This window comes from Streptomyces sp. NPDC002125 (assembly GCF_053593715.1).
Genome location: NZ_JBSFDD010000021.1, coordinates 21,717 through 46,069, shown reverse-complemented (window position 1 = coordinate 46,069; position 24,353 = coordinate 21,717). Strand labels below are relative to the sequence as shown.

Genomic DNA, 24,353 nt, shown 5'->3' with positions numbered 1-24,353 from the left:
CGGCGATCAATGGGCGCAATTAATAATTCAGTCGTTCGTCCAGGTTTCCGCTACGGCTTCGCGGGAAGCATCGACACCGGCGGCCAGGCCCGCGCCCTCCAGCGCGGTCCCCAGGGCCGCCAGCGACGACAGCACCACGTCCCGCGTCGCGTCCGCGCCGTAGTGGTTGACCCGGATCATCTCCTTGGACAGCGCCCCGCCGCCCGCGATGAGCGGCACCGAGGGGTCGGCCGCGAGCGCGCGCTCGACGAGAGCCGCCGCGTCGACGCCCGCGGGCGCGCGCAGCGTCGTCGCGACCGGCGCCGCGTCACGGGCGTCGTGGACGTACGGCTCCAGACCGCCGCCGAGCGCGACGGCGCCCGCCCGGGTGGCCGCGGCGGCCGACGCGTGCCGTGCCATGACGGTGTCCAGGCCGTCCGCCTCGATCCGCTCCAGGCAGGCCTCCAGCGCCAGCATCTCCAGCTGCGCCGGGGCGTGCGGCAGGGCCTTGCGGCCCGCGTCGATCCAGCGGGCCTTCCAGTCCAGCAGCGAGAGGTACGACTGACGCGGGGCCCGCGGGTTGGCCGCCATGCGCTCCCACGCCCGCGCGCTCACCGACACTGCGGAGACCCCGGCCGGGCCGCCCATCGCCTTCTGCGCGCCGATGACGCACAGATCCACCCCCCAGGCGTCCACGAGCAGCGGCTCGGCACCCACCGAGGCGACGGCGTCCACCATGAACAGCGCGCCGTGTGCCCGGACCACCTCGCCGATCTCGGCGACCGGATTGGTGTTGCCGGTGGCCGCCTCCGCGTGCACCAGGGACACGAAGTCGATCTCCGGGTGCTCGGACAGCGCCCGCTCGACCTGCTCGGCGGTGACCGCCGAGTGGAAGGGGACCGCGAGGTCGACGACCTCGGCGCCGCAGTCGCGCAGCCAGTTGCCGAAGGTCTGGCCGTAGGGGCCGGTGACGACGTTCAGCGCGGTGGAACCGGGCCTGGCGCCGCCCCGGATGCACCCTTCGAGCGGCAGCAGCGCCTCGCCCTGCATGATGACGACGTCCTGCTCGGTGGAGAGGAGGGCGGCCACCCGTCGCTCGACGGCTGCGAAACGCGCGGCGGTGAGCGGGGCGAGATCGAGGAACGGGTGCGTCACGGTGGTGCTCTCTTCGGGTCGGCCGGTGCGCTGTCAGCGCCTGCGTCGAGGGTACCCAGCGGCCCCGGGGGCCCCGCCGGGTCCGCCTCGTACAGTGCTGTCCATGAGTGATCACGAGGCGGCGCCGGTGCTGCGTATCAAGGGGCGGGTGCTCGTCGGGCCCGACGAGGTGAGGGACGAACTCTGGGCGGTCGACGGGCGGATCACCTACGAGCGGCCGCCCGGCGCCGACGGCGCGACGACCCTCACCGGCTGGGCGCTCCCCGGCCTCGTCGACGCCCACTGCCATGTCGGCCTCGGCCACCAAGGGCCCGTCGACGTGGCGACCAGCGAGAAGCAGGCCCTCACCGACCGGGAGGCGGGCACCCTCCTCATCCGGGACGCCGGATCGCCCTCGGACACCCGGTGGGCCGACGCACGCGAGGACCTGCCGAAGATCATCAGGGCGGGCCGGCACATCGCCAGGACCCGCCGCTACATCCGCGGCTATGCCCATGAGATCGAGCCCGGCGACCTCGTCGCATACGTCGCCCAGGAGGCGCGGCGCGGCGACGGCTGGGTGAAGCTGGTGGGCGACTGGATCGACCGGGACGCCGGGGACCTGGCCGCCTGCTGGCCCAGGGGTGAGGTCGAGGCCGCGATCGCCGAGGCGCACCGGCTGGGGGCCCGGGTCACCGCGCACTGCTTCGCCGAGGCGGCCCTGCGCGACCTGGTGGAGGCCGGGATCGACTGCATCGAGCACGCGACGGGGCTCACCGAGGACACCATCCCGCTCTTCGCGGAGCGCGGCGTGGCGATCGTCCCGACGCTGGTCAACATCGCCACCTTCCCCGGCCTCGCGGACGCGGGTGAGACGAGGTACCCCCGCTGGTCGTCCCATATGCGACGGCTCCACGCGCGCCGCTACGACACCGTGCGCGCGGCCTACGACGCGGGCATCCCGGTCTTCGCCGGCACGGACGCGGGCGGCACGCTGGCCCATGGTCTGGTCGCCGACGAGGTCGCCGAGCTGGTGAAGGCCGGCATCCCGCCCCTCGACGCGCTCTCCGCGACGGCCTGGGGAGCGCGGCGGTGGCTGGGCAGGCCGGTGCTGGAGGAGGGCGCCCCCGCCGACCTGGTGCTGTACGACGAGGACCCCAGGGCGGACGTACGGGTGCTGGGGTCCCCGCGCAGGGTGGTGCTCAATGGAAGGGTGACCGGCTGATCCCGGTTGACCCGCGAACGGGCGCCGTGTTGACCAGCGGTGACCCGATGCCGCGGCTTTCGTTGAACCACCTTTCGGTGCGCCGCACGTGAGGCGCGGGGCACGGGCCGCGCGTGGGTGAAACGGGTGATTCCGAGGAACTCCTGTGCCGCGAGAATCGAATGTGCGCACGGAAACCCCTCTTTGGGGTGAACTGAGGGAAGGTAACCGCCAGTTCACTCTCCGTGCGTAAAGATTCACGGAGTCGAGGCCACCGGTGCCCGCGATGTCCCCCATTGGACGGCGCCGGCGGCTCCATGTCTCTTGTGGGGGTTCCACCATCTTGAACAGCAACACCTTCCGTCTGGCTGCCCTGGCGGTCGCCGCCGCTCCCGTCGCTCTCCTGGTCGCCGTCCCCGCCCAGGCCGCGACCGCGACGACCCCGGCCACGCCGGGCGGACACGGAAAGGCGAGCGCGGTCGTGCTCCGAGCCGGGCTCGACGTCTCGCTCCTGAACAAGTCGGTGCAGGTGCCGCTCGTGGCCACGCTCAACGAGGTGCACGCACCGGCGAGCGCGGAGAAGACCGCGCTCAGCGTGGAGCTCGACGGTGTCGAGAAGGGGCGGCCCATCCGTGTCCTGAAGGCCGACGTGGCCACCGCGAACGCCACGGTGGACGAGCACAAGGCGGAGGGCTACACCAACCTGGCGAAGGCCAGGGTTCATGTGCCCGGGCTGCCGGGTCTCTCGCTCATCGAGGTCCAGAAGGTCACCTCGAAGGCGCTGTGCGAGGTCGGAAAGAAGCCGGTCGCGGAGTCGAACGTGCTGGGGCATGTGACGGTGCTCGGCAAGCGGGTCCGGCTCACCTCGGCGGGCACGACGAACATCCATGTGCCGGCGGTCGGTGACGTGACGCTCGACCTGTCCAAGACCGAGACCACCACGCGGACGGCGGCGGCGACGGCGCTGCGGCTCTCGGTGTCCGTGAACCCGGCGGAACTGAACGTCGCCGAGGTGGAGGGCGAGATCGTGCTGGCCGAGGCGACGTGCGAGACACCCAAGGGCGGCGGCTCGGGCAACGGCGGTTCGGAGAACGGGGGCTCGGGCAACGGCGGTTCGGGCAACGGCGGTTCGGAGGACGGCGGGACCTCCGGCAACGGCGGTTCGGGCAGTGGCGGTTCGGAGGACGGCGGGACCTCCGGCAACGGCGGCTCGACGGGCGGCGACGACGGCTCCGGTGACACGGACGGTTCGGGCAGCACGGGCGGTACGGGTGGCACCGGCGGCGCGGACGACGTCGTCGACGTGAAGCCGCAGACCGGGACCGACCCGGTCCAGGCCTCCTCCGGCGACCTCGCCGAGACCGGCTCCAGCTCCTCGACCCCGTACATCGCGGGCGGCGCGGCCGTCCTGCTGGCGGCCGGCGCCGGCGCCACGGTCATCGCCCGCAAGCGCGCCCGGGGCTGACCGGGGCACGTACCGGGGCAGCCGCGGGCAAGGTGAACGCGGGCGGCCGACGGCCCGGTACGCACGTCTGCTCCGCCTTCCGGGACCTGGCCGGCCCTCGGAAGGCGGAGCATGTGGTGCCTGCTGCCTGCTGCCTGCTGCCTGCGTCAGTTGAGGGTCAGGAAGGTTCCCGCGCCGTTGCGGTACTCGATCCAGACGGTGGACCGGGCTCCGGCCGGAACGCCGGACCAGGCGGCGGTCAGGTCGGTCGGGGTGCCGGGGGTGACACGGGAGTGGGCGGGTGTGACGGTGGCCTTGCCGGTGACCGGGCTGTCCTCGCTGATGTGGTTCACCTGGTAGGTGTACGGGGTGACGCTGTCGCCGTCGCCGGAGTAGTCGAGAGCGACCACGGCCACGAAGATCGCGTCGGCGTTCGTCTGCGGCACACTGATGGTGGAGGTGCCGTCGCTGTCAGGGTCGGCGAACGCGGCGCTCTGAAGGACCCCGTCGATCATCGGTCCCCAGACGACGCCTGCGACATTGCCTTCGGCCACGTCGAAGTGGACGGAGATCTGGGAGGCCTTGGTGCCGGCCGGGATGGCCGCCTCGTGGTGGATCTCGGCGGTTCCGGTCAGCGTGCCCTCGGTGAGGGGGGAAGAGACCGGGCCACGGGCGGTGGCAGTGAGAGGGCTGGTCGCAGGAGTGACGGAGAAGGTGGTCTCGCCGCTGCTGCCGGAGCCCTTGATCTCGGCGGGCGCGTGGACGCTCTGCGGGGTGACGGCGATCGGGCTGCGGACGGTGGTGCGACCGGAGGTCCAGGTGAGGGAACCGGTGTCGAGCACTCCCGACGGTGCGGTGGTCACCTCGAACTCGACCGTGAAGGTCCGCTTCTGCCCGGGGTGGCTGAAGTGCAGGACCGACGGTGAGACGGTGGCCTTCACTCCCGGGAGGTCGACCTCGGCCCGGTAGGTACCGGCCGTGGTGGCGGTGACGGTACGGGTGACGGCCTGGGTGCCGAAGAGCTCACCGATGGCTATGGAGGGGTAGTTGAGATCACTCGGATCGACGGCCTTCACACCGGACCGGGTGTCGATACCGACCCCTTCGAGGTATCCGAGCCAGTCCTGGTCGCCGGAGTCGTAGACGAGCCCGGGCCTGAGCATCGCACGGGCCTCGACCTCACCGGCGCCCTGTGCGAAGACGTCGGTGCTGTCCTTGCCGTCGGCGGTCCTGGTGGGGGTGGCGGTGGTCATCATGGCCGACTTGACGCTCATCGGGGACCAGGTGGGGTGCTCGGCGAGGTAGAGGGCGGCGAGACCGGCGATGTGCGGGGTCGCCATGGAAGTGCCGGAGTAGAAGTCGAAGTCATGGCCATGGTTACCGGGCGGGGCCACGGCGGCCAGAATCGTGGCGCCGGGCGCGGTGATGTCCGGCTTGATGAGGTCGCCCTTCCCCGCGAGGGAGGGACCGCGCGAGGAGAAGCCGGCGACCTGCGGGTATGTGGCACCCGCGCCGCCCCTGCTGAGGGTCACGGTGGCGTCGCCCGCTGCCGCGTAGTCGCGTACAGCGGTGGCGGCTGGTCCGCCCAGGTGGACGGTCGGCACGGAGTGCAGGTCGCCGTCGGTGCTCTCGCTGCCGTTGTTGACGAGGACCATGCCCACGCCACCGGCCCTCTTGACCTCGGCGGACTTGTCGGTACGGGCAGTGACGCCGCGGGTGCAGACGACCACCTTCCCGGCGGTACGTGCGGGGTCGAGGGTGCCTGCCGCGCAGTAGCCGGCGTCGGCGGTCTCCGCGGTCCTGACGGCGTCGGCGAGGACGAGCGACGCGGAACCGACGGTGCCGTCCACGCTCGTGCTGACACCGGTGTAGCTCTTCCCGTTGCCGAGGGTGACGGTGCCGGTGTACGGGGCGATGGTTCCGGCGGCGACGGTGGTGGTCCAGGGGGCCGTGTTGTCGAGGCTGGAGGCATCCGGGCCCGCGTTGCCCCCGGCGGTCGCAACGAAGACGCCTGCCGCGGCGGCGTTGCGGAGCGCGGTCTGGGCCGGGTCATCGTATGTGCTTTCGAACATGCCGCCGAGGGAGTAGTTGATGACGTCCACGCCGTCGGCGACGGCCTGGTCGATGGCGGCGACCAGGTCGCTGGTCAGGCCTCCGTCCTGCTTGCCGTCCTTGCTCTGCCAGAGTGCCTTGTAGACGGCGATGGTGGCGGCGGGTGCGACGCCCGAGATGGTGCCGAGGTCACGGCCGTCGGCGGTGGCGCGCACACCGGAGTTGCCGGCCGCGGTCGACGCGGTGTGGGTGCCGTGGCCCTGGCTGTCGCGGGGTGAGGTGTAGCCGGCGCGGTTGGACGCGGGGACCCTCTGGAACCAGCCCTCACCGAAGTACCGGGCGCTGATGATCTTCTGGTTGCAGTCGGTCGCGGCGAAACTCTCGCCGGTCTGGCAGGTGCCGGTGAACGTGGTGCCGTCGGCCTTGTGCATCACGGTGGTGGTGCCGTCGAGGTAGGGCCGGTGGGGATCGTCCCGGCCCGGCTTTCCGCCGGGTGCGCGGGTGGGCTTCTCCGCCTTCAGCGCGGGGGCCTCGAAGGAGGCGCTCTCGGGCCAGATGCCGGTGTCGATGTCGCCGATCACGACGCCCTTGCCGGCCTCGGCCGTGCCGCCGAGCGCGGCCCACAGGCCCTTCCGGCCGGAGAGGCCGAGGAAGTCGGTGGAGTTCTTGTCGTCGGAGGCATGGTGGAGCCGGTCGGGGGCGATGCCGGTGACGCCCTTGGTACGGGCCAGCTGGACGAGCTGGGCAGCGTCGAGCCGGGCGCTGAACGTGTTGGTGGTGACGGCGTAGTGCTGGCGGACGGTGGCGCCGACCTTCTTGGCGACCTGGCGCTGCTCCTCGGTCAGGTGGGTGCGGTAGCGCTTGGCGTCCGGGGTGGTGACGTCAAGCCTCTCGCCCTCGGCGGGCCTGGTGGCGGGGAGGTCGTCGACGCTGCCGTCGTAGGTGACGAGGGGCTGATCGGCGAGCGTGATCAAGTAGGTGCCCTCGGCGAGGGGAGTGGTGGACCCGGTCGCGACGGCGGGGGTGGCGAGGGGCAGACTGACGACGGCGAGGGTCGTGGCGAGCAGGGCGCTGATGGCGCCGCGCCGGTGTCGGAGCGCTCTTCGTGGCTGGTGTGTCATGGGTTTCCTCACGGGTTCAAGGGCATGCCGGGTAGACGAGCGGGGGTGCTCGCCTGTGGCACGGGCCCAGGGGCCGGGGTGGGTGAAACGCCTTTTCACGTGCGGTGTGTGACTGATGGACCAACAGAAGTGAACGCTTTGCGATCACTTGCTGTCCAGATAATGTGATGGCGCGTTTGGCGCGTGACCGAACGCGCCACCTGTGAGGGGACCCCGGCCGGTGACCTGCCTGCCCGTACCTGTCCGCGGCGGCCAGACATGTGTGGCAGGGAGGGCCGGTTGTGCTGGAAGCAGTGGGCGTGAGCCGTTTCGACGAAGACGTGTACCGAGCGGTGCTGACGGGGCCGCAGATCGCGGTGCGTGATCTCGCGGAAAGCGTCGGGGCCGGGGCGGCACGTACCGGACAGGCGCTGCGGCGTCTCGCCGGTCTGGGACTGGTACGGAGGGTCGAGCGGGGCCGGTGGGAAGCGGTGAGTCCGCAGTCGGCCCTCTCCGCCCTGCTGCACCGACGCCGCTCGGAGACGGAGACCGTGTTCGCGAGGCTCGAGACGGAGTTCGCCCACCTGCACCGTCTCCACCGGACAGGGCAGTTGCGGTCGGACCCGGGCACTCTGGTGGAGGTGCTGACCGGCCGCGAAGAGATGATGCGCAAGGTCGATGAGCTGAGCCGCTCCGTCACCACGCATCTGTGGACGCTGGACAAGCCGCCGTATCTGGAGGCGGTGGGACAGCCCCACCACAGCGAAGTGGAGACGACGACGACCCGGGAGTGGATCGAGCGCGGCGTGGACATCCGCGGCGTCTACTGCCTGGAGTCGATCGAGCCGCCCGGGCGGCTGGAGACGATTCTGAATCTGGCGGCGCTCGGGGAGCAGTCGCGGCTGCTGCCGCATCTCCCGTTCAAAGCACGGATCGTGGACCGTCGGGTTGCGGTGGTGCCGCTGGCAGGAGGAAGCCAGGACTCCATCATGCTGGTACATCCGTCAGGTCTGCTGGACGGGCTGATGGAGTTGTTCGAGGCGTACTGGGAACGGGCCGAGCCCATGTTCTCCGAGGGGCTAGGTGCGGTGGAGGGGCCCAGCGAGGAGGAGCTGGTCCTGGTGCGGTTACTGCACGCCGGATACAAGGACCAGGCGATCGCACGTCAGTTGGGAGTGAGCGTGCGTACGGCCACACGTCGGGTGGCGGCGTTGATGCGCAGACTGGACGCGGGAACACGCTTCCAGGCCGGAGTGAAGGCGCGGGAGCGGGGCTGGCTGTGATCCCCGGCCCGACCCGGGTGACCGCCCCACCGCAGGGCGGGAAGTGCGGGAGGTCGGCCATCTCCCCGCCCCGCCCGCCCCCCCGCCCCGCGCCTCCCCGCCCTCAGCCGACGGCTCTCCGGGGCAGTCCCTGGAGGGCCAGGTCGAGCGCCTGAAGGAACCGGTTGGTCGTCACACGGTCGCGTACGGCCAGACGCAGCCACTCGCTGCCCAGCCCGGGAAACGTGTCACCGCGCCGCGCCGCGAACCCGCGCGAGCGCAGCAGCTCCCGTACCTCGTCCGCCCGTTCCAGCCGCAACAGCACGAACGGCCCCGCCGCCGGCTCGACCACCCGTACCTCGCTGAACTCAGCGAGCCCGGCCAGCAGATGAGCCCGGTCCACCGCGATCCGGTCCGCCGCGTCCGCCGCCTCGACCAGCGCGCGCGGCTCCATGCACGCCTCGGCCGCCGCCAGCGCGGGGGAGGACACCGGCCACAGCGGCTGCGCCTCCTGGAGCAGCGCGATCGTCGCCGGGTCCGCCAGCACGTAACCGATCCGCAGCCCCGCCAGGCCCCAGGTCTTGGTCAGGCTCCGCAGCACGACGAGGCCCGGGACGTCCTGGCGCGCGCACAGCGCCTCACGCTCGCCCGGGACGGCGTCCATGAAGGCCTCGTCGACCACCAGCGTCCGCCCGGGGCGCGCCAGTTGCTCCAGTACCGCTGCGGGATGGAGGACGGACGTCGGATTGGTCGGGTTGCCGACCACCACCAGATCCGCGTCGTCGGGCACCGCCGCCGGGTCCAGCCGGAAGCCTTCCTCGGGGCGCAGCAGCACCCGCCCGACCTCGTGTCCCGCCGCGCGCAGAGCCGCCTCCGGCTCGGTGAACTGGGGGTGCACGACGACCGGCCGCCGCGCCGGGAGAGCGCGGGCGATCAGCACGAAGGCCTCCGCCGCACCCGCCGTGAGCAGCACCCTCTCCTCGGGCAGCCCGTGCCGCCCCGCGACCGCAGCGCGGGCCGGCCGCCCGTCCGGATAGGCGGCCAGGGAGCCGAGCGACGCGGCGACGCGCTCCCGCAGCCAGTCAGGGGGTGTGTTGGTCCGTACGTTCACGGCGAGGTCGGTGAGATCCAGGCCGCGCACCTCCGCGTCGCCGTGGTGCCGAAGATCGGGCCCGGCGCTCTCCGTGTGCTTCGTGTGCTTCGTGGGGGGCAGCATGTCAGCCATGGTGTCCGGCCCGGGGCCATTCGTCGATGCCGTGTTGTCGGCCATCGTGGTCCGGCGGGCCACCGCACAGGTCGCCGAGGCCGACTTCCGCTTCGGTACGAGCAGTTCACCGGCCTCCATGAGCGCCGCGGCCTCCGCGACCGACCCGGTCGCGACGGCGGAACGCGGGGCCGCCGAGGGGTTCGGCACACGGACCTTCGCCAGCGCCCCCGCCGCGTACGACCGCACCGGCACCCCGAGCCGGGCCGCCGCACCCGTGATCCCCGGATCACCCGCCCTGGTGTCCAGCGTCGCCAGCTCCACCACGTCACCGGCCGCGAGCCCGGCCTCCTCCAGCGCGCTCCGGATCAGCGCGAGGACCTCCTCGGCGGGGACGCCGTGCCGGGCGCCGACACCGACGACGAGCGCGGCTCGGGTCATGGGAGAAGTCCTTCCGGAGAACAGGGACGGGGAGCGGGGTGACCGGGCGACACGGCCGAGGGGCGCCAGAGGTGCGGGAAGCGGGGTCAATCCGCTAGCAAGGGCCCATGGCGGTATTCGTCGCGCTCGGCGCGTTCCTGATGACCCTGGCGGGCGGCTGGGTCGCCCAGCGCGTCAGCGACCGCCGGCACCTCGTGCTCGGTCTCGCCGGGGGACTGATGCTCGGAGTCGTCGGGCTCGACCTGCTGCCCGAGGCGGTGGACGCCGCGGCCGGAGCGGTCTTCGGGGTGCCCGCTGCCCTGCTGCTCTTCGTGGGCGGCTTCCTGACGGCCCATCTTGTCGAGCGTTCGCTGGCGGTACGCCAGGCGGCACACGGGGCGAGCGAGGAACGGGTGCCCCAGGTCGGGCTGACGGCGGCGGCCGCGATGGTGGGCCACAGCCTGATGGACGGCATCGCGCTCGGCGCCGCCTTCCAGATCGGCGGCGGCATGGGCGCCGCCGTCGCGCTCGCCGTCATCACCCACGATTTCGCCGACGGATTCAACACGTACACGATCACCAGCCTCTACGGGAACGCCCGGCGCAAGGCGCTCCTGATGCTGTACGCGGACGCCGTCGCCCCGATCGTGGGCGCGGCGACCACCCTGCTGTTCACCCTTCCGGAGGAACTGCTCGGCTGCTATCTCGGTTTTTTCGGCGGGGCGCTGCTCTACCTCGCCGCCGCCGAGATCCTTCCCGAAGCACACCACAGACACCCGGCGCGCTCCACGATGCTGTGCACCGTCGCGGGCGTGGGCTTCATCTGGCTGGTGGTCGGCATCGCGGAGTGACCCCACTCCCCTCCACGGCACCACACCCCGCACGGTCACCTCCGGCCAGGACGCCACCCCGCGCACGGGCACGGTCACCTCCGGCCGCCGCACCACCCCTCGCACGGGCGTCACCCCCGGCACTGCTCCACGAAACGCCGGGCCACCCCGGGGGCCGCCGCCCAGTGCGTGTGCAGATAGCTCGCGTGCACGCCCCGCTGCACGAAGCCCTCCACCCGCCGCTCCGGCTGATGCATGCCCCAGGCGGGCGTCGCACCGGCCCCCGGCTCCAGCACCGTGCGGTGGAACTCGTGCCCGCGCAGCCGGGCCCCGGCCACCGCCAGCACGCTGTCGGTCACCGCCACCGCCTGCCGGTAACCGAGCGTCAGCCGCTCGGACATCCGGGCCGAGGCGTCCAGCACCCCGCACATCGGCCGCCCGTCCAGCTCACGGGCCAGATACAGCAGCCCCGCGCACTCCGCGGCCACCGGTGCGCCGGACAGGGCCAGCGAGGTCACCGCCCGGCGCAGCGGCTCGTTGGCCGACAGCTCCGGCGCGTACATCTCGGGGAAGCCGCCGCCGATGACCAGCCCCGCCGTGCCCGCGGGCAGCTTCTCGTCGTGCAGCGGGTCGAAGACGGCCACCTCCGCGCCCGCCGCCGTCAGCAGCTCGGCGTGCTCGGCGTAGGCGAAGGTGAACGCCGCGCCGCCCGCCACGGCCACCACGGGCCGGGAGGCCGGCGAGGGGTGGTGCTCCGGCTCCCACGCCTCGTCGGGCAGGGCAGGCGCCGAACGGGCCAGTGCCAGCAGGGCGTCCAGATCGCAGCCCTCCCGTACCCGCTCACCCATCGCCCGTACGGCGTCGAGGGCATCGGCCTGCCGTTCGGCCACCGGGACGAGGCCCAGATGGCGCGAGGGCGTCGCCACCTGCGGGGCCCGCCGCAGCACCCCGAGCACGGGCAGCCCCGACTCGTCCAGCGCCTCCCTCAGGAGCGCCTCGTGACGGTCGGAGGCCACCTTGTTCAGGATCACCCCGCCGATCCGCACCTCCGGGTCCCAGGAGGCGAAACCGTGCACGAGAGCGGCGACCGAGCGGGACTGCGAGGACGCGTCGACCACCAGCACGACCGGCGCCCGCAGCAGCTTGGACACCTGGGCGGTCGAGGCGAGCTCGCCCTGCCCCGACGCCCCGTCGTACAGCCCCATCACGCCTTCGACGACCGCCAGATCGCAGCCGTCCGAGCCGTGCGCGAACAGCGGGGCGATCAGATCGGTCCCGCACATGTACGCGTCGAGGTTGCGCCCCGGCCTGCCGGTCGCCAGCGCGTGGTACCCCGGGTCGATGTAGTCGGGCCCCACCTTGTGCGGGGACACCGCGAGACCGCGAGCCGCGAGTGCCGCCATCAGGCCCGTCGCGACCGTGGTCTTCCCGCTCCCCGAGGACGGCGCGGCGACGACCAGACGAGGAACACTCACCACTCGATGCCTCTCTGGCCCTTCTGGCCCGCGTCCATCGGGTGCTTGACCTTGGACATGTCCGTCACCAGGTCGGCGGCCTCGATCAGTTTCTGCGGGGCGTTGCGCCCCGTGATGACCACGTGCTGGGTCCCGGGACGGTCACGCATGACCTCGACGACCTCGTCGGTGTCGATCCAGCCCCAGTGCATCGGATAGGCGAACTCGTCGAGCACGTACAGCTTGTACGTCTCGGCGGCCAGGTCACGCTTGACCTGCTCCCAGCCCTCGCGGGCCTTCTCCTCGTTGTCCAGCTGATTGTCCCTCTGGACCCACGACCAGCCCTCGCCCATCTTGTGCCAGTCGACGGTGCCGCCCTCGCCGCTCGCCCCGAGCACCTTCAGCGCGTTCTCCTCGCCGACCTTCCACTTCGCCGACTTCACGAACTGGAACACCCCGATCGGCCAGCCCTGGTTCCAGGCCCGCAGCGCCAGCCCGAAGGCCGCCGTCGACTTGCCCTTGCCGACACCCGTGTGGACGAACAGCAGCGGACGGTTGCGCCGCTGGCGCGTCGTCAGCCCGTCGTCCGGTACCGATACAGGCTGTCCCTGTGGCATTACGCGGCCCTCCCGGCAGCAGTGAAGTCCTTGACCAGCCCGGCGATCGAGTCGGCGCGCAGCTCGTCGAGCGTGACCGCGCTGCCCCCCAGATCCCGGGCCAACTGTGCGGCGAGACCGAGGCGTACGATCCCCGACTCGCAGTCCACGACGACGGACGCGGTGCCCTCGGAGGCGTGCAGCCGCCCGGCCCGCCCCGCCAGCGCCACCGGATCGACGCCCCCGGTCGCCCGGCCGTCGGTGACCACCACGAGCAGCGCCCTGCGCGACGGATCGCGCAGCCGCTCCACCCGCAGCACGTCGTGCGCCTTCAGCAGCCCTGCGGCCAGCGGGGTGCGCCCGCCGGTCGGCAGCGACTCCAGCCGCGCCGCGGCCGCGTCCACCGACGAGGTCGGCGGCAGCGCCACCTCGGCGCCCCTGCCCCTGAAGGTGACCAGACCGACCTTGTCCCTGCGCTGGTAGGCGTCGAGCAGCAGCGACATCACGGCGCCCTTCACCGCGCTCATCCGCTGCCTGGCCGCCATCGAACCCGACGCGTCCACGACGAACAGCACGAGATTCCCCTCGCGCCCCTCCCGGGTGGCCTGGCGCAGATCGTCCCGCCGTACGACGAGACCCCGGCCCGCGCGGCCACGCGCCCGCTGATGCGGCGCCGCCGCCCGCACGGTCGCCGCCAGGTGCAGCTTCGTCAGCGCCCCCTCGGGCCGCCGAGATCCGGTGGTCCGCCCGTGCTCCGTGCGCGCCCTGGACCGCCGCCCGGCCGCGCCCTCGCCCAGACCGGGCACGCTGAGCACCTTCGTGCGGAACGGCTCGCCCGACCGCACCGGCTGCCGCTCCCCGGCGCCGCCCGGCGGGGGCGCGGGCGTGTCGCCGCTCCCCGTCTCCGTGTGTCCGGGAGCGTCCGGCGTGTCGGGCCCGGCGCCCTCCGGGCCGCCGGCGTCGGGGCCGCCGCCCTGCGGAGGAACCCCGCCGCCCGGCCCGTCGGGGTCCGGGTCGTCGTCGCCCCGCTCGTCCGCCGCGTCCTGAAGGGCCTCGTCCAGCTTGTCCTCGTCGAGCCCGGGCGCGTCGAACGGGTTGCGCCTGCGCCGGTGGGGGAGCGCCAGGAGCGCGGCCTGCCGCACATCGTCGGCGACGACCTCGTCCCGCCCCGCCCACGCGGCCAGCGCCGTCGCCGTGCGGGCCATCACGATGTCGGCCCGCATCCCGTCGACCTCGAACGCCGCGCACGTCGCCGCGATCTGCCGCAACACGCCGTCGCCGAGCACCACATGGGGCAGCAGGGCGCGCGCGGTGGTGATCCGCTCACGCAACGCGGCCTCCTCGTCCGCCCACCGTGCGGCGAAGGCGGCCGGATCGTCGTCGTACGCGAGCCGCCGCCGCACGACCTCCACGCGCAGATCCGTGTCCCGGGAGGCGGCGACCTCGACGGTCAGGCCGAAGCGGTCCAGCAACTGCGGCCGGAGCTCGCCCTCTTCGGGGTTCATCGTCCCGACCAGCAGGAAGCGTGACGCGTGGCGTACGGAGACGCCCTCGCGCTCCACGTACGAAGCGCCCATCGCCGCCGCGTCGAGCAGCAGGTCCACCAGGTGGTCGTGGAGGAGGTTGACCTCGTCCACGTACAGGATCCCGCGGTGCGCGTCGGCGAGGAGTCCCGGCTCGAAGGCCTTGACGCCCTCCGACAGCGCCCGTTCGATGTCGAGCGCCCCGACGAGCCGGTCCTCCGACGCGCCGACGGGCAGCTCCACCGTCCGCGCCGGACGCGACACGCCCGGTGCCGCCTCGTGCGGGCCGTCGGGGCACGCCGGATCGGGCGCGGCGGGGTCGCACGAGAACCGGCAGCCCGCCACCACCTCGACCTCCGGCATGAGCGCGGCCAGCGCCCGCACGGCGGTGGACTTGGCGGTGCCCTTCTCCCCCCGCACGAGCACCCCGCCGACGGCCGGACTCACCGCGTTGAGCAGGAGCCCGAGCCGCAGATCGTCCTGCCCGACCAGGGCGGTGAAGGGATACGGCGTACTCACGGAGCCTCCTCTGTCGCATGTACAACCGGTCCGGACGCATCGGGCGTCCGGGCCGCGGGCGGCGCGGGCGCGGGTGGCGCGCCCGGCGCGATGAACGGCAGCCCCTCGGGCGCGCCGGTCTCGATCAGCCGCCACAGCGCGTCCGTGTCCGCGTGTTCCTCGATCAGATCGCCCAGCCGGTCGAGCTGTTCCTCCCGCAGCGCCTCGAAGCTCGTGTCCGGAGCGGCGGTGAACCTCCGCCCCGATGCCCGCGCGACCTCGCCCAGGAACGCCCGCCGGAACGCGTCGCTCTCCAGCGACCCGTGCCAGTGCGTCCCCCACACCGAGCCCACCCGGCACCCGTCCAGGAACGGCTCGCCGCCGAGCACCTCGGCGACCCCGTGATGGATCTCGTAGCCCTCCACCGGTTCCCCCAGCGCCGAACCGACGGGCCTCTCCAGGACCTTCTCCCGGCCGAAGCGGACGCGTACGGGCAGCAGTCCCAGCCCCTCGACCAGTCCGGCCCGCGACTCCACCTCGTCCTCGATCCACTCACCGAGCACCTGGAACCCGCCGCAGATGCCCAGCACCGGCCGCCCCGCCGCCGCCCGCCGCGCCAGCGCGCCGGCGAGGCCCCGCTCCCGCAGCCACGCCAGCGCCTTCACGGTGCCGCGCGTCCCGGGCACGATCACGAGGTCCGCGTCGGCGAGCTCCTCCGCCCGGTCCACGAACCGCACCACCACACCCGGCTCGGCCGCCAGGGCGTCCACATCGGTGAAGTTCGACATCAGCGGTACGGCGCACACCGCGACCCGCAGCACGTCCTCGCCGTGCGGCGGGGCCACGACCGACTCCCGCACGGTCCCGCGCATCGAGACGCGCAGCCCGTCCTCCTCGTCGATGCCCAGCCCGTGGGCGTACGGCAGCACCCCGTACGTCCGCCGCCCGGTGAGCCCGAGCAGCATGTCGAGGCCGGGCTCCAGCAGCGACACGTCACCGCGGAACTTGTTGACGAGGTACCCGGCGATCAGCGCCTGGTCCTCGGGGCTCAGCAGCGCCGTCGTGCCGAAGAACGACGCGAAGACCCCGCCCCTGTCGATGTCCCCGACCACCAGCACGGGGAAGCGCGCGGCCCGCGCGATGCCCATGTTCACGATGTCGGTACGCCGCAGATTGATCTCGGCCGGACTGCCCGCCCCCTCGCAGATCACGGCGTCGTACGTGCCCCGCAGCTGCTCCAGACAGTCCGTGACCGTCCCCAGCAGCGCCTCCTGGCGCCCCCCGTGATAGCCGCGCGCACTCATCTCGCCGACCGGCTTCCCCATCAGGACGACCTGGCTGGAGCGGTCACCTCCGGGCTTGAGCAGCACCGGGTTCATCAGCGCCGACGGCTCCACCCGGGCCGCCTGGGCCTGCATCGCCTGCGCGCGGCCGATCTCGGCCCCCTCGCGGGTGACGAACGAGTTCAGCGACATGTTCTGCGCCTTGAACGGCGCGACCTTCACCCCCCGGCGCACCAGCCACCGGCAGATGCCGGCCGTGACGACGCTCTTGCCCGCGTCCGAAGTGGTGCCGGCCACCAGCAGCCCGCCGCTCATCCGACCCTCCGCCCCATGGCCGACCGCCCCGCCGCACACACGGCGAGGGCCAGCACACTCACCCGGCGCGACAGCCGCACCGCGCGTTCGATGTCCTCGACCCGCACCTCGCGGCCGGCCTCCCCGTTGAGCACGGGCCGGTGCTCGACCCGCCCGCCGTACGCCAGGGTGCCGCCCAGCCGTACGCCGAGCGCACCCGCGAACGCGGCCTCCACCGGGCCCGCGTTGGGGCTCGGATGCCGGTCCGCGTCGGCCCGCCAGGCCCGGACCGCCTCGCGCGGGCGGCCCCCGGCGGCCACGGCGAGCACGGCGGTGAGCCGGGCCCCGGGCCAGCCCGCGAGGTCGTCGAGCCGGGCCGACGCCCAGCCGTAGCGCCGGTAGCGGGGCGACTTGTGCCCGACCATGGCGTCGAGCGTGTTGACCGCCCGGAAGGCGACCAGCCCGGGTACGCCGCCGAGCGCACCCCACACCAGAGCCCCCACGACGGCGTCCGACGTGTTCTCGGCGACGGACTCCACCACCGCCCGGGCGATCTGGTGCCCGTCCAGGGCCTGCGGATCGCGGCCGCACAGATGCGGCAGCCGCTCCCGGGCCTTCTCGATGTCCCCGGCGGCCAGCGCCCCGCCGATGGCGCGGGCCTCGCGGCCCAGCGACGTACCCCCGACGACGGACCAGGTGGCGGCGGCGGTCAGCGCCACGGCCGCGGCCGGACGGTCGCGCACGGCACGGGAGGCAAGGGCGGCAGCGCCCGCGGCGCCCCCGGCGCAGACGAGCGTGTGCAGGGCGCCCCAGCCGCGGTGGTCGCGCCACAGCCGGCTCTCGGCAGCCGCGGCGGCCCGCCCGAAGGCGGCGACGGGATGGCCCCGCCGGGGATCGCCGAACAGCAGGTCGCCGATCAGGCCGGCGGCGGCGCCGTAAACGAAGATGCGGTCGGCTCGCACGCGCTCAGCCGGCCGTCGCGCCTCGAAGGACCTTCGCAGCGGGTGGCGGTGGGGTGACCGACGCAGGGCAGCCAGACATGGCGTATGTCCTCACTCAGGGTCCGCGCCCTGGTTCGACGTGACCGGCGACGAGAGTCTCCTGGCTTCCGGATCCGCAGGTCCTCCGGCCTTCCAGTCCGCGGTGGCGGACCGTGACTTCCGTGTGGAGGCTGCTCCCCGGTGACAGTGGCGGGACCGCGCCGGATTCGCACCGGCTTCCTCTCCTGTCGCCGTAAGGCCGGCCGGCACACGGGGGGTGGGCCGGCCGGCCTCAATGGCTCCGGCAGTCCACCATGCCCCGCGAACACCAGTCAACCTGCCGTTGACCTGCGGGGCTTCAGTGTGCTGAGACGCACACCGGGCCGGACACGAGGTGTGTCCGGCCCGGTGTGCGTGTCCGTTCGGTGGATCAGGCGACGATCAGATAGATCCCGTACGCGACCGCCGCCACGCACAGCGCGAAGCAGGCGTACGCGCCGGTGCGCGCCAGGACGGCGGAACCGCCCCCTTGCGCCGGCGACGCCAGCTTGGCGAGACCCGTGATGCCGAGGGTGAAGAGGCCGACCAGCGCGACGGTGACCACGAGGCTGACGCCGAAGACGGAGGCGAGGGCTGCCCAGTCGATGTTCATGCGGATCTGTCCTTACACCTTGGCCGGCCGGGCCGGGTCGGCCGGAGTCTCGGCCGTCGTGGCCGGGGCGTGGATGGTGGTCTTGAGGTCCGCGACACCCGAGCCGACGGGCGGCGGGCTGACGGCCGCGATGGCGGTCGTGACGACGCCCGCGGGCTCGTCCCCGGTCGCGTTGACGTTGGTGTGGTCGACCGGCTTGCGGCGCGACAGCAGCCAGATGGCACCGGAGCCCGCGACGAGGAGGACGGCGACGACCGCGACACCCCAGGGGCCCTGCTTGGTCAGGAACTCGGCGCCCGCGCCGACCAGACCGGCGGCCGGCAGCGTCAGGCCCCAGGCGACGAACATCCGGGTGGCGGTGGACCAGCGGACCACGCCCCCCTTGCGTCCGAGGCCCGCGCCCATGACCGCGCCGGAGCAGGACTGGGTGGTCGAGAGGGAGAAGCCGAGGTGCGACGAGGCCAGGATGACCGTGGCCGCACTGGTCTGGGCCGCGAAGCCCTGCGGCGGGCGCAGGTCGGTCAGGCCGCTGCCCATGGTGCGGATGATGCGCCAGCCGCCGAGGTAGGTGCCCAGCGCGATGGCGATACCGGCGGAGGCGATGACCCAGACCGGCGGGTTGGAGCCGGGGGCGAGGACACCGCCGGTGACCAGCGCCAGGGTGATGATGCCCATGGTCTTCTGCGCGTCGTTGGTGCCGTGGGCGAGCGAGACGAGGCCCGCCGACGCGATCTGACCTGCGCGGTAGCCCTTGGCGGTCGACTTCAGCTGCGCGGGGTCGGTGATCTTCCGGTTGATGCGGTACGTCAGCTTCGTGGCCAGCAGCGCGGCCAGACCGGCCACGAGCGGGGCGGCGATCGCGGGCAGCAGGACCTTCGTGACGACGGTGCCGCCGTTGATCGAGGACCAGCCGGCCGACATGACCGCGGCGCCGATGAGGCCGCCGAAGAGTGCGTGGGAGGAGCTGGAGGGGAGGCCGACCAGCCAGGTCAGGAGATTCCACAGGATGGCGCCGACGAGTGCGGCGAAGATGACCTCGGTTCTGAGGCCGTCCTCGTTGATGATCCCGCCGGAGATCGTCTTGGCGACCTCCACGGACAGGAACGCGCCGACCAGGTTGAGAACGGCGGACATGGCCACCGCGGTCTTGGGCTTGAGAGCGCCGGTCGAGATGGTGGTGGCCATCGCGTTGGCGGTGTCGTGGAAACCGTTCGTGAAATCGAACACGAGAGCTGTCACGACCACAATCGCGAGCAGCAGCGTGATGTGTTCCATTTACCCAGGCAATCGTTCGACGTCATTGGCACGTGGAACGTAAGCAACCTGGATGAACGGAAGGTGAACTGAGCAGGGCGGCGTGGTGACCCCAACCGTGTATGCGCATTCCGCTTGTGAGTCTCCTGAGCGCCCCGGCGGGCCCGCGCCGGTGCGGCGACTGGCCGGTGGGGCAGGACCCGGACCCGTGGCCCGCCAGGCACCCCCCGCCGAAGAGACCTCGGTCACCTGATCACCTGATCGCCGGATCACCGCGCCCCCGGGGCTGTCCCGCCGGGGGTCACAGGACAGCCCTAGGATCGCCCGCATGAGCGACGGAGACCAGGACGAGATCGCCCGGGCGTGGCACGACGTCGTGGGGACGGCCCGCAGGACACGGGCGGAGGGTCTGGTCGTCGGCACCTCGGGCAATGTGTCGGCCCGCGTCGGCGACACCGTGCTGGTGACCCCCACCGGCGTGCCCTACGACCGGCTGGGCCCGGGGGACGCCGTCGGCGTCGACCTCGAAGGCCGCCAGGTGCTGGGAGAGCTGCTCCCGACCAGCGAACTCCCGCTCCACCTGGCCGTCTACCGCAACACCGGGGCCCGGGCCGTCGTCCACACCCACGCCGTCCACGCCACGGCCGTCTCCACCCTCGTCACCGAGGTCCCGCTCGTCCACTACGCCGCCGCCCTGCTCGGAGGCCCCGTCCGCACCGCCCCCTACGCCCGCTACGGGACCCAGGAGCTCGCCGACACCATGCTGGCCGCCCTGCGCGACCGCACCGGCTGCCTGCTCCGCAACCACGGCACCGTCACCTACGGGGACACCCTCGACGAGGCCTACGACCGGACCGCCCAGCTCGAATGGATGTGCAGGCTCTGGCTCACCGCGAGCTCCGTGCCGGGCCTGAGCCCCACCCTTCTCTCACCCGCCGAGTTCACGGAGGCCCAGGAGGCCCTGAAGGGGTACGGCCAGCCCGGCTGAGCCCTGCGCGCGCACCGGGGCCGGTCCGGCCGAGCCCTGCGCGCACCAGGGCCAGCCCGGCCGAGCCCTGCGCGCACCACGGCCGGCCCGGCCGAGCCCGGCGCCGCGCACCGTACGGACGCGGCCCACTGGCAGCCCGTGCCCCTCCCCAGGACACTGGAGCCGTGCGCCCGGCAACCGCGGCGGCAGCAGCCGTCACCACGATCCTCGGCGTCGGCGCGGCAGCGGTCGCCGCCGGCCGCTACGCCAGCGACGCCGCCCTCGGGGCGCCCTCGCCACGGCCCTTCCCCGGCGACCGCCGCCTCACCGTGCACGCCACCGCGGCCGGCCAGGTCACCCTGACCCGCTCGTTCCCCGCGCTGCGCCCCGGCACGTACGGACTGACGGGCCGCGACGTCCACGCGGTCGTCGGCCCGGTGGCCGAGCAGCAGCCGCACGGGCCCGGCGCGTCCGCCGTCTCCGCCGACACCGTCGTGCGCCGGCTGGAACGCGTCAACCTCGGCAGCCTGAAACCGGGCGCCAGGGTCCGGCTCACCCCGGAACTCCACCGGGGCGACCCGTACGCCGCCCTCGGCCTCGGCTACAAGGAGACCGAGATCCCCGGAGAGCTCGGAGGGCTGCCCGCCTGGTTCGTGCCCGGAGCGCGCGACACCTGGGTGATCACCGTGCACGGCCTCGGCACCACCCGGGAGCACCCCCTCAACGTCCTCGGCTTCCTGCACGGCCAGCAGCTCCCCGTGCTGGACCTCGCCTACCGAGGCGACCCCGGCGCCCCGCGCTCCCCGGACGGCCTCGCCCACCTCGGCGAGTCCGAATGGCGCGACCTCGACGCCGCCATCCGCTACGCCGTGCGTTACGGCGCCGAGAACGTCATCGTCCACGGCTGGTCGACCGGCGCCTCGATGGCCCTGCACGCGGCCGTCAACTCCGCGCTCCGCGACCGCATCCGCGGTCTCGTCCTCGACTCCCCGGTCCTGGACTGGAAGACCACCCTGCGTGCCCTCGCCTCCGCCCGCGGCGTCCCCTCCGCGCTGATGCCCCTCGCCGTCAGGGCCGCCCAGGGGCAGACCGGTCTGTACGGGGCACGGCTCCTGGACACCTCGGTGCCGACGGCCCTGCACGCGCCGACCCTGATCTTCCACGGCCCCGACGACACGCTGGCCCCCTGGCAGCAGTCCCGGGAGTTCGCCGCGCGCCGCCCCGACCTGGTGACCCTGCACTCGGTACCCGAGGCTCCGCATGGGGCGATGTGGAACGTTGATCCCGCCGGTTACGAGGAGGTGCTGCGGCGCTTCCTCACGCCCCTGATGTGAGCTGATGGGCCGGAACGGCCCGGTTGGTGACCCGGCCCCGAGGCCTCCCGAACCCCGGTGACACAGCTTCCGTTTGGGCTTTCGGCCCGTCAGAGGCAAGACTGCTCCTCGTGACGTCCCGTACCCCGCGCGACTCCAGGCTGCGACTTGTCCGCCCGCGACCCCAGGCGACCGCCCGTAAGGCCGTGACGACCCGGCGCACCAGGCCGGCCCCCCGCCCACCCGAGGGCACACCACCCCCGGCGGAACTGGCGCGCCAGGCCAGGGCCGTGCTGGCCGACGCCGTGCGGATCGCGCACTGGGCGGCGGACGGCACGAGCCCCGGGTCCGCCCCGCTCGCGGCCCAGGCCCTGGAGCGGGCCGCCGCCTCGCTGGAACTCTCCCCGGCCCAGGTCCTGGCCGGCTGGGACAGGGCCAGGCTGGCCGGACTCATCGAGCTGCACGGCGACACCGCCCGCCCCGGCTGGCGGCTGCGCGCCTGGGACCGCGACGACTCCGCCGTGCTCCGCGGCTGGGTGGCACTCTTCGACGCCTGGTCGCTCGTCCACGCCTCGCCCGAGGGCATCGAGGCCGCGGCGGTGGCGGAGGCCGTCGAGGCCGTACCCCAGGTGCTCTCCCTCCTCCAGCTCTCCGCGGGCCCGGTCACCGTGCCCGCGCTCCTGGACCTGCTGGGCCAGCGGGTCGCGGAGCTCCACGAGGAGCGGTGCGAGGTGGCGTACGGCCCCGAGGAGCAGCCCGCCCCCGTCGGCGGGCAGTCCGCCGACCTGAACGCGCTGCTGCTCGACTGGGCCCTGGAGGGCCTCGCCTCCGTCGGCGCCCTCACGCTCGGCTCAGGCCACGCCACCCTCACCCCGCTGGGCAACTGGGCGGTCTGGGTCAAGCTGGAGCAGATCTGCGTCGCCGCCCAGAGCCCGGCCGGCAACATCGAGCAGTCCGCCGCCGACATGCTGCTCGGCTGCGCGCGCCTCACCCCTGGCCCGGCCCGCGCCGAATACCGGGCCTGGCTCGCCGCCCGGACCGTCGGCAGCGCCGTGGGCGAGCTGCTGGCCGTGGCCCGAGGCGAGGACGCCCTGCTGCGCGGCCTCGCCTTCGAGGCACTGCGCGTCGTCGGAGCCCCCGCCGAGCCCGTCGTCCGCTCCGTCGTCACCGAAGCGCCCCTGCGCCCCTACGCGCTGCTCTGGCTCGCGGAGTACGAGGGCACCGACCCGGACGACGCCCAGGACGTCCTCAGCCGTGAGGAGGCCACCTGGCTCTGGGTCGACACCGCCGCCGCCGTCGCCGACCACGGCGAGACCGGGCTGCTGGTCAGGCATCTCGACTCCGCCGTCCAGGGCACGGTGCCCGCGCTCCTGGACGAGGTGCGGGCCGTCGGGCACCCGCGCACGGTCCAGGTGCTCGTCGCCCTGGCCGCCGCGCATCCGGACCCCGCGCTCGCCAAGGCGGTACGCCGCGCCGCCTTCCAGGTGCACACCGGCGGGGCGTGAGCGCGCGTACGCCCCGGGGCGGTCAGTCCGAGGTCCCCGGGGCGTACGTCCCGAAGCTCCACACGTTGCCCTCCGCGTCCCGGGCCATGTAGTCCCGTGAGCCGTAGTCCTGGTCGGTGGGCGGCATGAGGATCTCCACCCCGTGCTCCACGGCGCGCGCGTGGTGCTCGTCCACCTCGTCCACGACGACGTACACCGCCGCGGGTCCGGCGCCCTCCATCGCCCTGGCGAAGACGCCCTCGCCCCCCTTGGACCCGAGCATCACCCTGCCGCCGCCGCAGGACAGCTCGGCGTGGAGCACGCTGCCGTCCTCGCCCTCGTAGACCGCTTCCTCCTTGAAACCCAGGGCCTGGGTCAGCACCCGGATCGCGGCCTTGGCGTCGTCGTAGAGAATCGCGGGAAAGACCGTGGGGACGCCGTCGGTGCGTGTCATCACGCTCACCCTCCTCCTGCTCTCACCGTTCCTCTGTGATCTGCGTCTCAGTCTCGCACCGGCCACCGACAACGTCAGCCGAAGGTGTCGCAGCGGGCCGGGTCCCCGGTGCGGAACCCCGTGGTGAACCACTGCCGCCGCTGCGCCGACGAGCCGTGCGTCCAGGACTCCGGGTTCACGCTCCCCTGGAACTTCTCCTGGATGCGGTCGTCGCCGACCGCCGCGGCCGCGTCGAGCCCGTCCCGGATGTCCGCCTCGGTCAGCTCCGTGATCAGGGGCCGCCCGGACTCCGAGGGCGTGGTCGTCGCGTGGTTGGCCCAGACCCCGGCATAGCAGTCCGCCTGGAGCTCCACCTTGACGGAAGCGCTGTCGGCGCCCTGCCTTCCGTCCTGCGCCCTGCGCAGCGTGCCCAGCTGGTTCTGCACATGGTGGCCGTACTCGTGCGCCACCACGTACGCCTCCGCGAACGGCCCGCCGCCGGCCCCGTACGCCGTCCGCAGCTCGTCGAAGAACCCCAGGTCGAGATAGACCTGCCGGTCACCGGGGCAGTAGAAGGGGCCGACCGCCGAGGTCGCCGAACCGCACGCGGTGCCGATCCGGTCGCTGAACAGGACGGTCCGGGCCCCGGTGTACGTTCCGCCGCTCTGCTCGAACTCCTGCTCCCAGTAGTCCTGCACGCTGTTGACCACCGCCACCGTCCGGCAGTCGTCCTTCGTGTTCGCGTCGCCGCCGGTCCGGCAGCTCTGCTCGACCTGGGCCGCCGAGGACGAGGTCGCGGCGGGCTCCGGATCGCCCGAGGAGAGGCCGAGCTGTTCCGGGCCGACACCGAAGAGCAGCCCGAGGACCAGCGCGATCAGGCCGATGACGCCGCCGCCCATGGTGGCCCGGCCGCCCGGAATCCTGCTGCCGCGGACATCCCGGACCTCGGATGTGTCCAGACCGGCGTCATCGTCGAACTGCATGGCCACCACC

At 73.2% G+C, this 24,353-nt stretch carries 19 protein-coding genes and 1 riboswitch; of the genes, 7 read left to right on the top strand and 12 right to left on the bottom strand.

Features of this window, described 5'->3' with window-relative positions:
• Positions 1 to 27: 27 nt before the first annotated feature.
• Complete coding sequence (locus tag ACWCQM_RS29105; RefSeq protein ID WP_450918081.1) at positions 28 to 1,134, bottom strand: pyridoxal-phosphate-dependent aminotransferase family protein; 1,107 nt, start codon at positions 1,132 to 1,134, stop codon at positions 28 to 30.
• 103 nt (positions 1,135 to 1,237) lie between these two features.
• Between ACWCQM_RS29105 and ACWCQM_RS29100 the strand changes: the two genes are divergently transcribed.
• Both ACWCQM_RS29100 and ACWCQM_RS29095 read left to right on the top strand, forming a co-directional pair.
• The gene (locus ACWCQM_RS29100) at positions 1,238 to 2,338 is read left to right on the top strand and encodes an amidohydrolase family protein (protein ID WP_450918080.1); all 1,101 of its coding nucleotides are present in this window, start codon (positions 1,238 to 1,240) and stop codon (positions 2,336 to 2,338) included.
• A 322-nt stretch (positions 2,339 to 2,660) separates the two neighbouring features.
• On the top strand, positions 2,661 to 3,782 hold the full coding sequence (locus ACWCQM_RS29095) for an SCO1860 family LAETG-anchored protein (protein WP_450918079.1): 1,122 nt from the start codon (positions 2,661 to 2,663) through the stop codon (positions 3,780 to 3,782).
• Between the two features lie 146 nt (positions 3,783 to 3,928).
• On the opposite strand, the gene ACWCQM_RS29090 is transcribed toward ACWCQM_RS29095, so the two are convergent.
• The gene (locus ACWCQM_RS29090) at positions 3,929 to 6,934 is read right to left on the bottom strand and encodes a S8 family serine peptidase (protein ID WP_450918078.1); all 3,006 of its coding nucleotides are present in this window, start codon (positions 6,932 to 6,934) and stop codon (positions 3,929 to 3,931) included.
• A 281-nt stretch (positions 6,935 to 7,215) separates the two neighbouring features.
• On the opposite strand from ACWCQM_RS29090, the gene ACWCQM_RS29085 reads away from it, so the two are divergent.
• Entirely contained in the window at positions 7,216 to 8,196 is a 981-nt protein-coding gene (locus ACWCQM_RS29085; protein ID WP_450918077.1) for a helix-turn-helix domain-containing protein, read from the top strand.
• A 103-nt stretch (positions 8,197 to 8,299) separates the two neighbouring features.
• Here the strand turns inward: ACWCQM_RS29085 and cobC are convergent, their stop codons facing one another.
• Positions 8,300 to 9,820, bottom strand: a complete 1,521-nt coding sequence (gene cobC, locus ACWCQM_RS29080) for an Rv2231c family pyridoxal phosphate-dependent protein CobC (RefSeq protein WP_450918076.1) — start codon at positions 9,818 to 9,820, stop codon at positions 8,300 to 8,302.
• A gap of 107 nt (positions 9,821 to 9,927) precedes the next feature.
• On the opposite strand from cobC, the gene ACWCQM_RS29075 reads away from it, so the two are divergent.
• The gene (locus ACWCQM_RS29075) at positions 9,928 to 10,650 is read left to right on the top strand and encodes a ZIP family metal transporter (RefSeq protein ID WP_450918075.1); all 723 of its coding nucleotides are present in this window, start codon (positions 9,928 to 9,930) and stop codon (positions 10,648 to 10,650) included.
• A 110-nt stretch (positions 10,651 to 10,760) separates the two neighbouring features.
• On the opposite strand, the gene ACWCQM_RS29070 is transcribed toward ACWCQM_RS29075, so the two are convergent.
• The 7 genes from ACWCQM_RS29070 to ACWCQM_RS29040 form a co-directional block, all read right to left on the bottom strand.
• Complete coding sequence (locus ACWCQM_RS29070) at positions 10,761 to 12,107, bottom strand: cobyrinate a,c-diamide synthase (protein WP_450918074.1); 1,347 nt, start codon at positions 12,105 to 12,107, stop codon at positions 10,761 to 10,763.
• Positions 12,101 to 12,700 (bottom strand): cob(I)yrinic acid a,c-diamide adenosyltransferase, encoded by a 600-nt coding sequence (cobO, locus tag ACWCQM_RS29065; protein ID WP_450918073.1) that lies wholly within the window; start codon positions 12,698 to 12,700, stop codon positions 12,101 to 12,103. The genes ACWCQM_RS29070 and cobO overlap by 7 nt, the downstream gene beginning before the upstream one ends.
• Complete coding sequence (locus ACWCQM_RS29060; RefSeq protein ID WP_450918072.1) at positions 12,700 to 14,721, bottom strand: putative cobaltochelatase; 2,022 nt, start codon at positions 14,719 to 14,721, stop codon at positions 12,700 to 12,702. The genes cobO and ACWCQM_RS29060 overlap by 1 nt, the downstream gene beginning before the upstream one ends.
• Positions 14,718 to 16,298: a cobyric acid synthase gene (locus ACWCQM_RS29055; RefSeq protein ID WP_450918071.1), complete on the bottom strand. Its 1,581-nt coding sequence runs from the start codon at positions 16,296 to 16,298 to the stop codon at positions 14,718 to 14,720. The genes ACWCQM_RS29060 and ACWCQM_RS29055 overlap by 4 nt, the downstream gene beginning before the upstream one ends.
• On the bottom strand, positions 16,295 to 17,239 hold the full coding sequence (locus tag ACWCQM_RS29050) for a cobalamin biosynthesis protein (protein WP_450918070.1): 945 nt from the start codon (positions 17,237 to 17,239) through the stop codon (positions 16,295 to 16,297). The genes ACWCQM_RS29055 and ACWCQM_RS29050 overlap by 4 nt, the downstream gene beginning before the upstream one ends.
• A gap of 132 nt (positions 17,240 to 17,371) precedes the next feature.
• A riboswitch (cobalamin riboswitch) is annotated at positions 17,372 to 17,500 on the bottom strand.
• A gap of 187 nt (positions 17,501 to 17,687) precedes the next feature.
• On the bottom strand, positions 17,688 to 17,909 hold the full coding sequence (locus tag ACWCQM_RS29045) for a hypothetical protein (RefSeq protein WP_450918069.1): 222 nt from the start codon (positions 17,907 to 17,909) through the stop codon (positions 17,688 to 17,690).
• A 12-nt stretch (positions 17,910 to 17,921) separates the two neighbouring features.
• Positions 17,922 to 19,184: an anion permease gene (locus ACWCQM_RS29040; RefSeq protein ID WP_450918068.1), complete on the bottom strand. Its 1,263-nt coding sequence runs from the start codon at positions 19,182 to 19,184 to the stop codon at positions 17,922 to 17,924.
• 307 nt (positions 19,185 to 19,491) lie between these two features.
• Here ACWCQM_RS29040 and ACWCQM_RS29035 point away from each other — a divergent pair, with 307 nt between their 5' ends.
• From ACWCQM_RS29035 to ACWCQM_RS29025, 3 genes are all read left to right on the top strand, one after another.
• Positions 19,492 to 20,151 (top strand): class II aldolase/adducin family protein, encoded by a 660-nt coding sequence (locus ACWCQM_RS29035; RefSeq protein ID WP_450918067.1) that lies wholly within the window; start codon positions 19,492 to 19,494, stop codon positions 20,149 to 20,151.
• Between the two features lie 164 nt (positions 20,152 to 20,315).
• Positions 20,316 to 21,464, top strand: coding sequence for an alpha/beta hydrolase family protein (locus ACWCQM_RS29030; RefSeq protein ID WP_450918066.1), 1,149 nt, complete (start codon positions 20,316 to 20,318; stop codon positions 21,462 to 21,464).
• Between the two features lie 185 nt (positions 21,465 to 21,649).
• Entirely contained in the window at positions 21,650 to 22,948 is a 1,299-nt protein-coding gene (locus ACWCQM_RS29025) for a hypothetical protein (RefSeq protein ID WP_450918153.1), read from the top strand.
• 22 nt (positions 22,949 to 22,970) lie between these two features.
• Here the strand turns inward: ACWCQM_RS29025 and ACWCQM_RS29020 are convergent, their stop codons facing one another.
• A complete protein-coding gene (locus ACWCQM_RS29020) occupies positions 22,971 to 23,381 on the bottom strand; it encodes a VOC family protein (protein WP_450918065.1) in 411 nt (136 codons plus the stop codon).
• A gap of 74 nt (positions 23,382 to 23,455) precedes the next feature.
• A complete protein-coding gene (gene ypfJ, locus ACWCQM_RS29015) occupies positions 23,456 to 24,343 on the bottom strand; it encodes a KPN_02809 family neutral zinc metallopeptidase (protein ID WP_450918064.1) in 888 nt (295 codons plus the stop codon).
• Between the last annotated feature and the right edge of the window lie 10 nt (positions 24,344 to 24,353).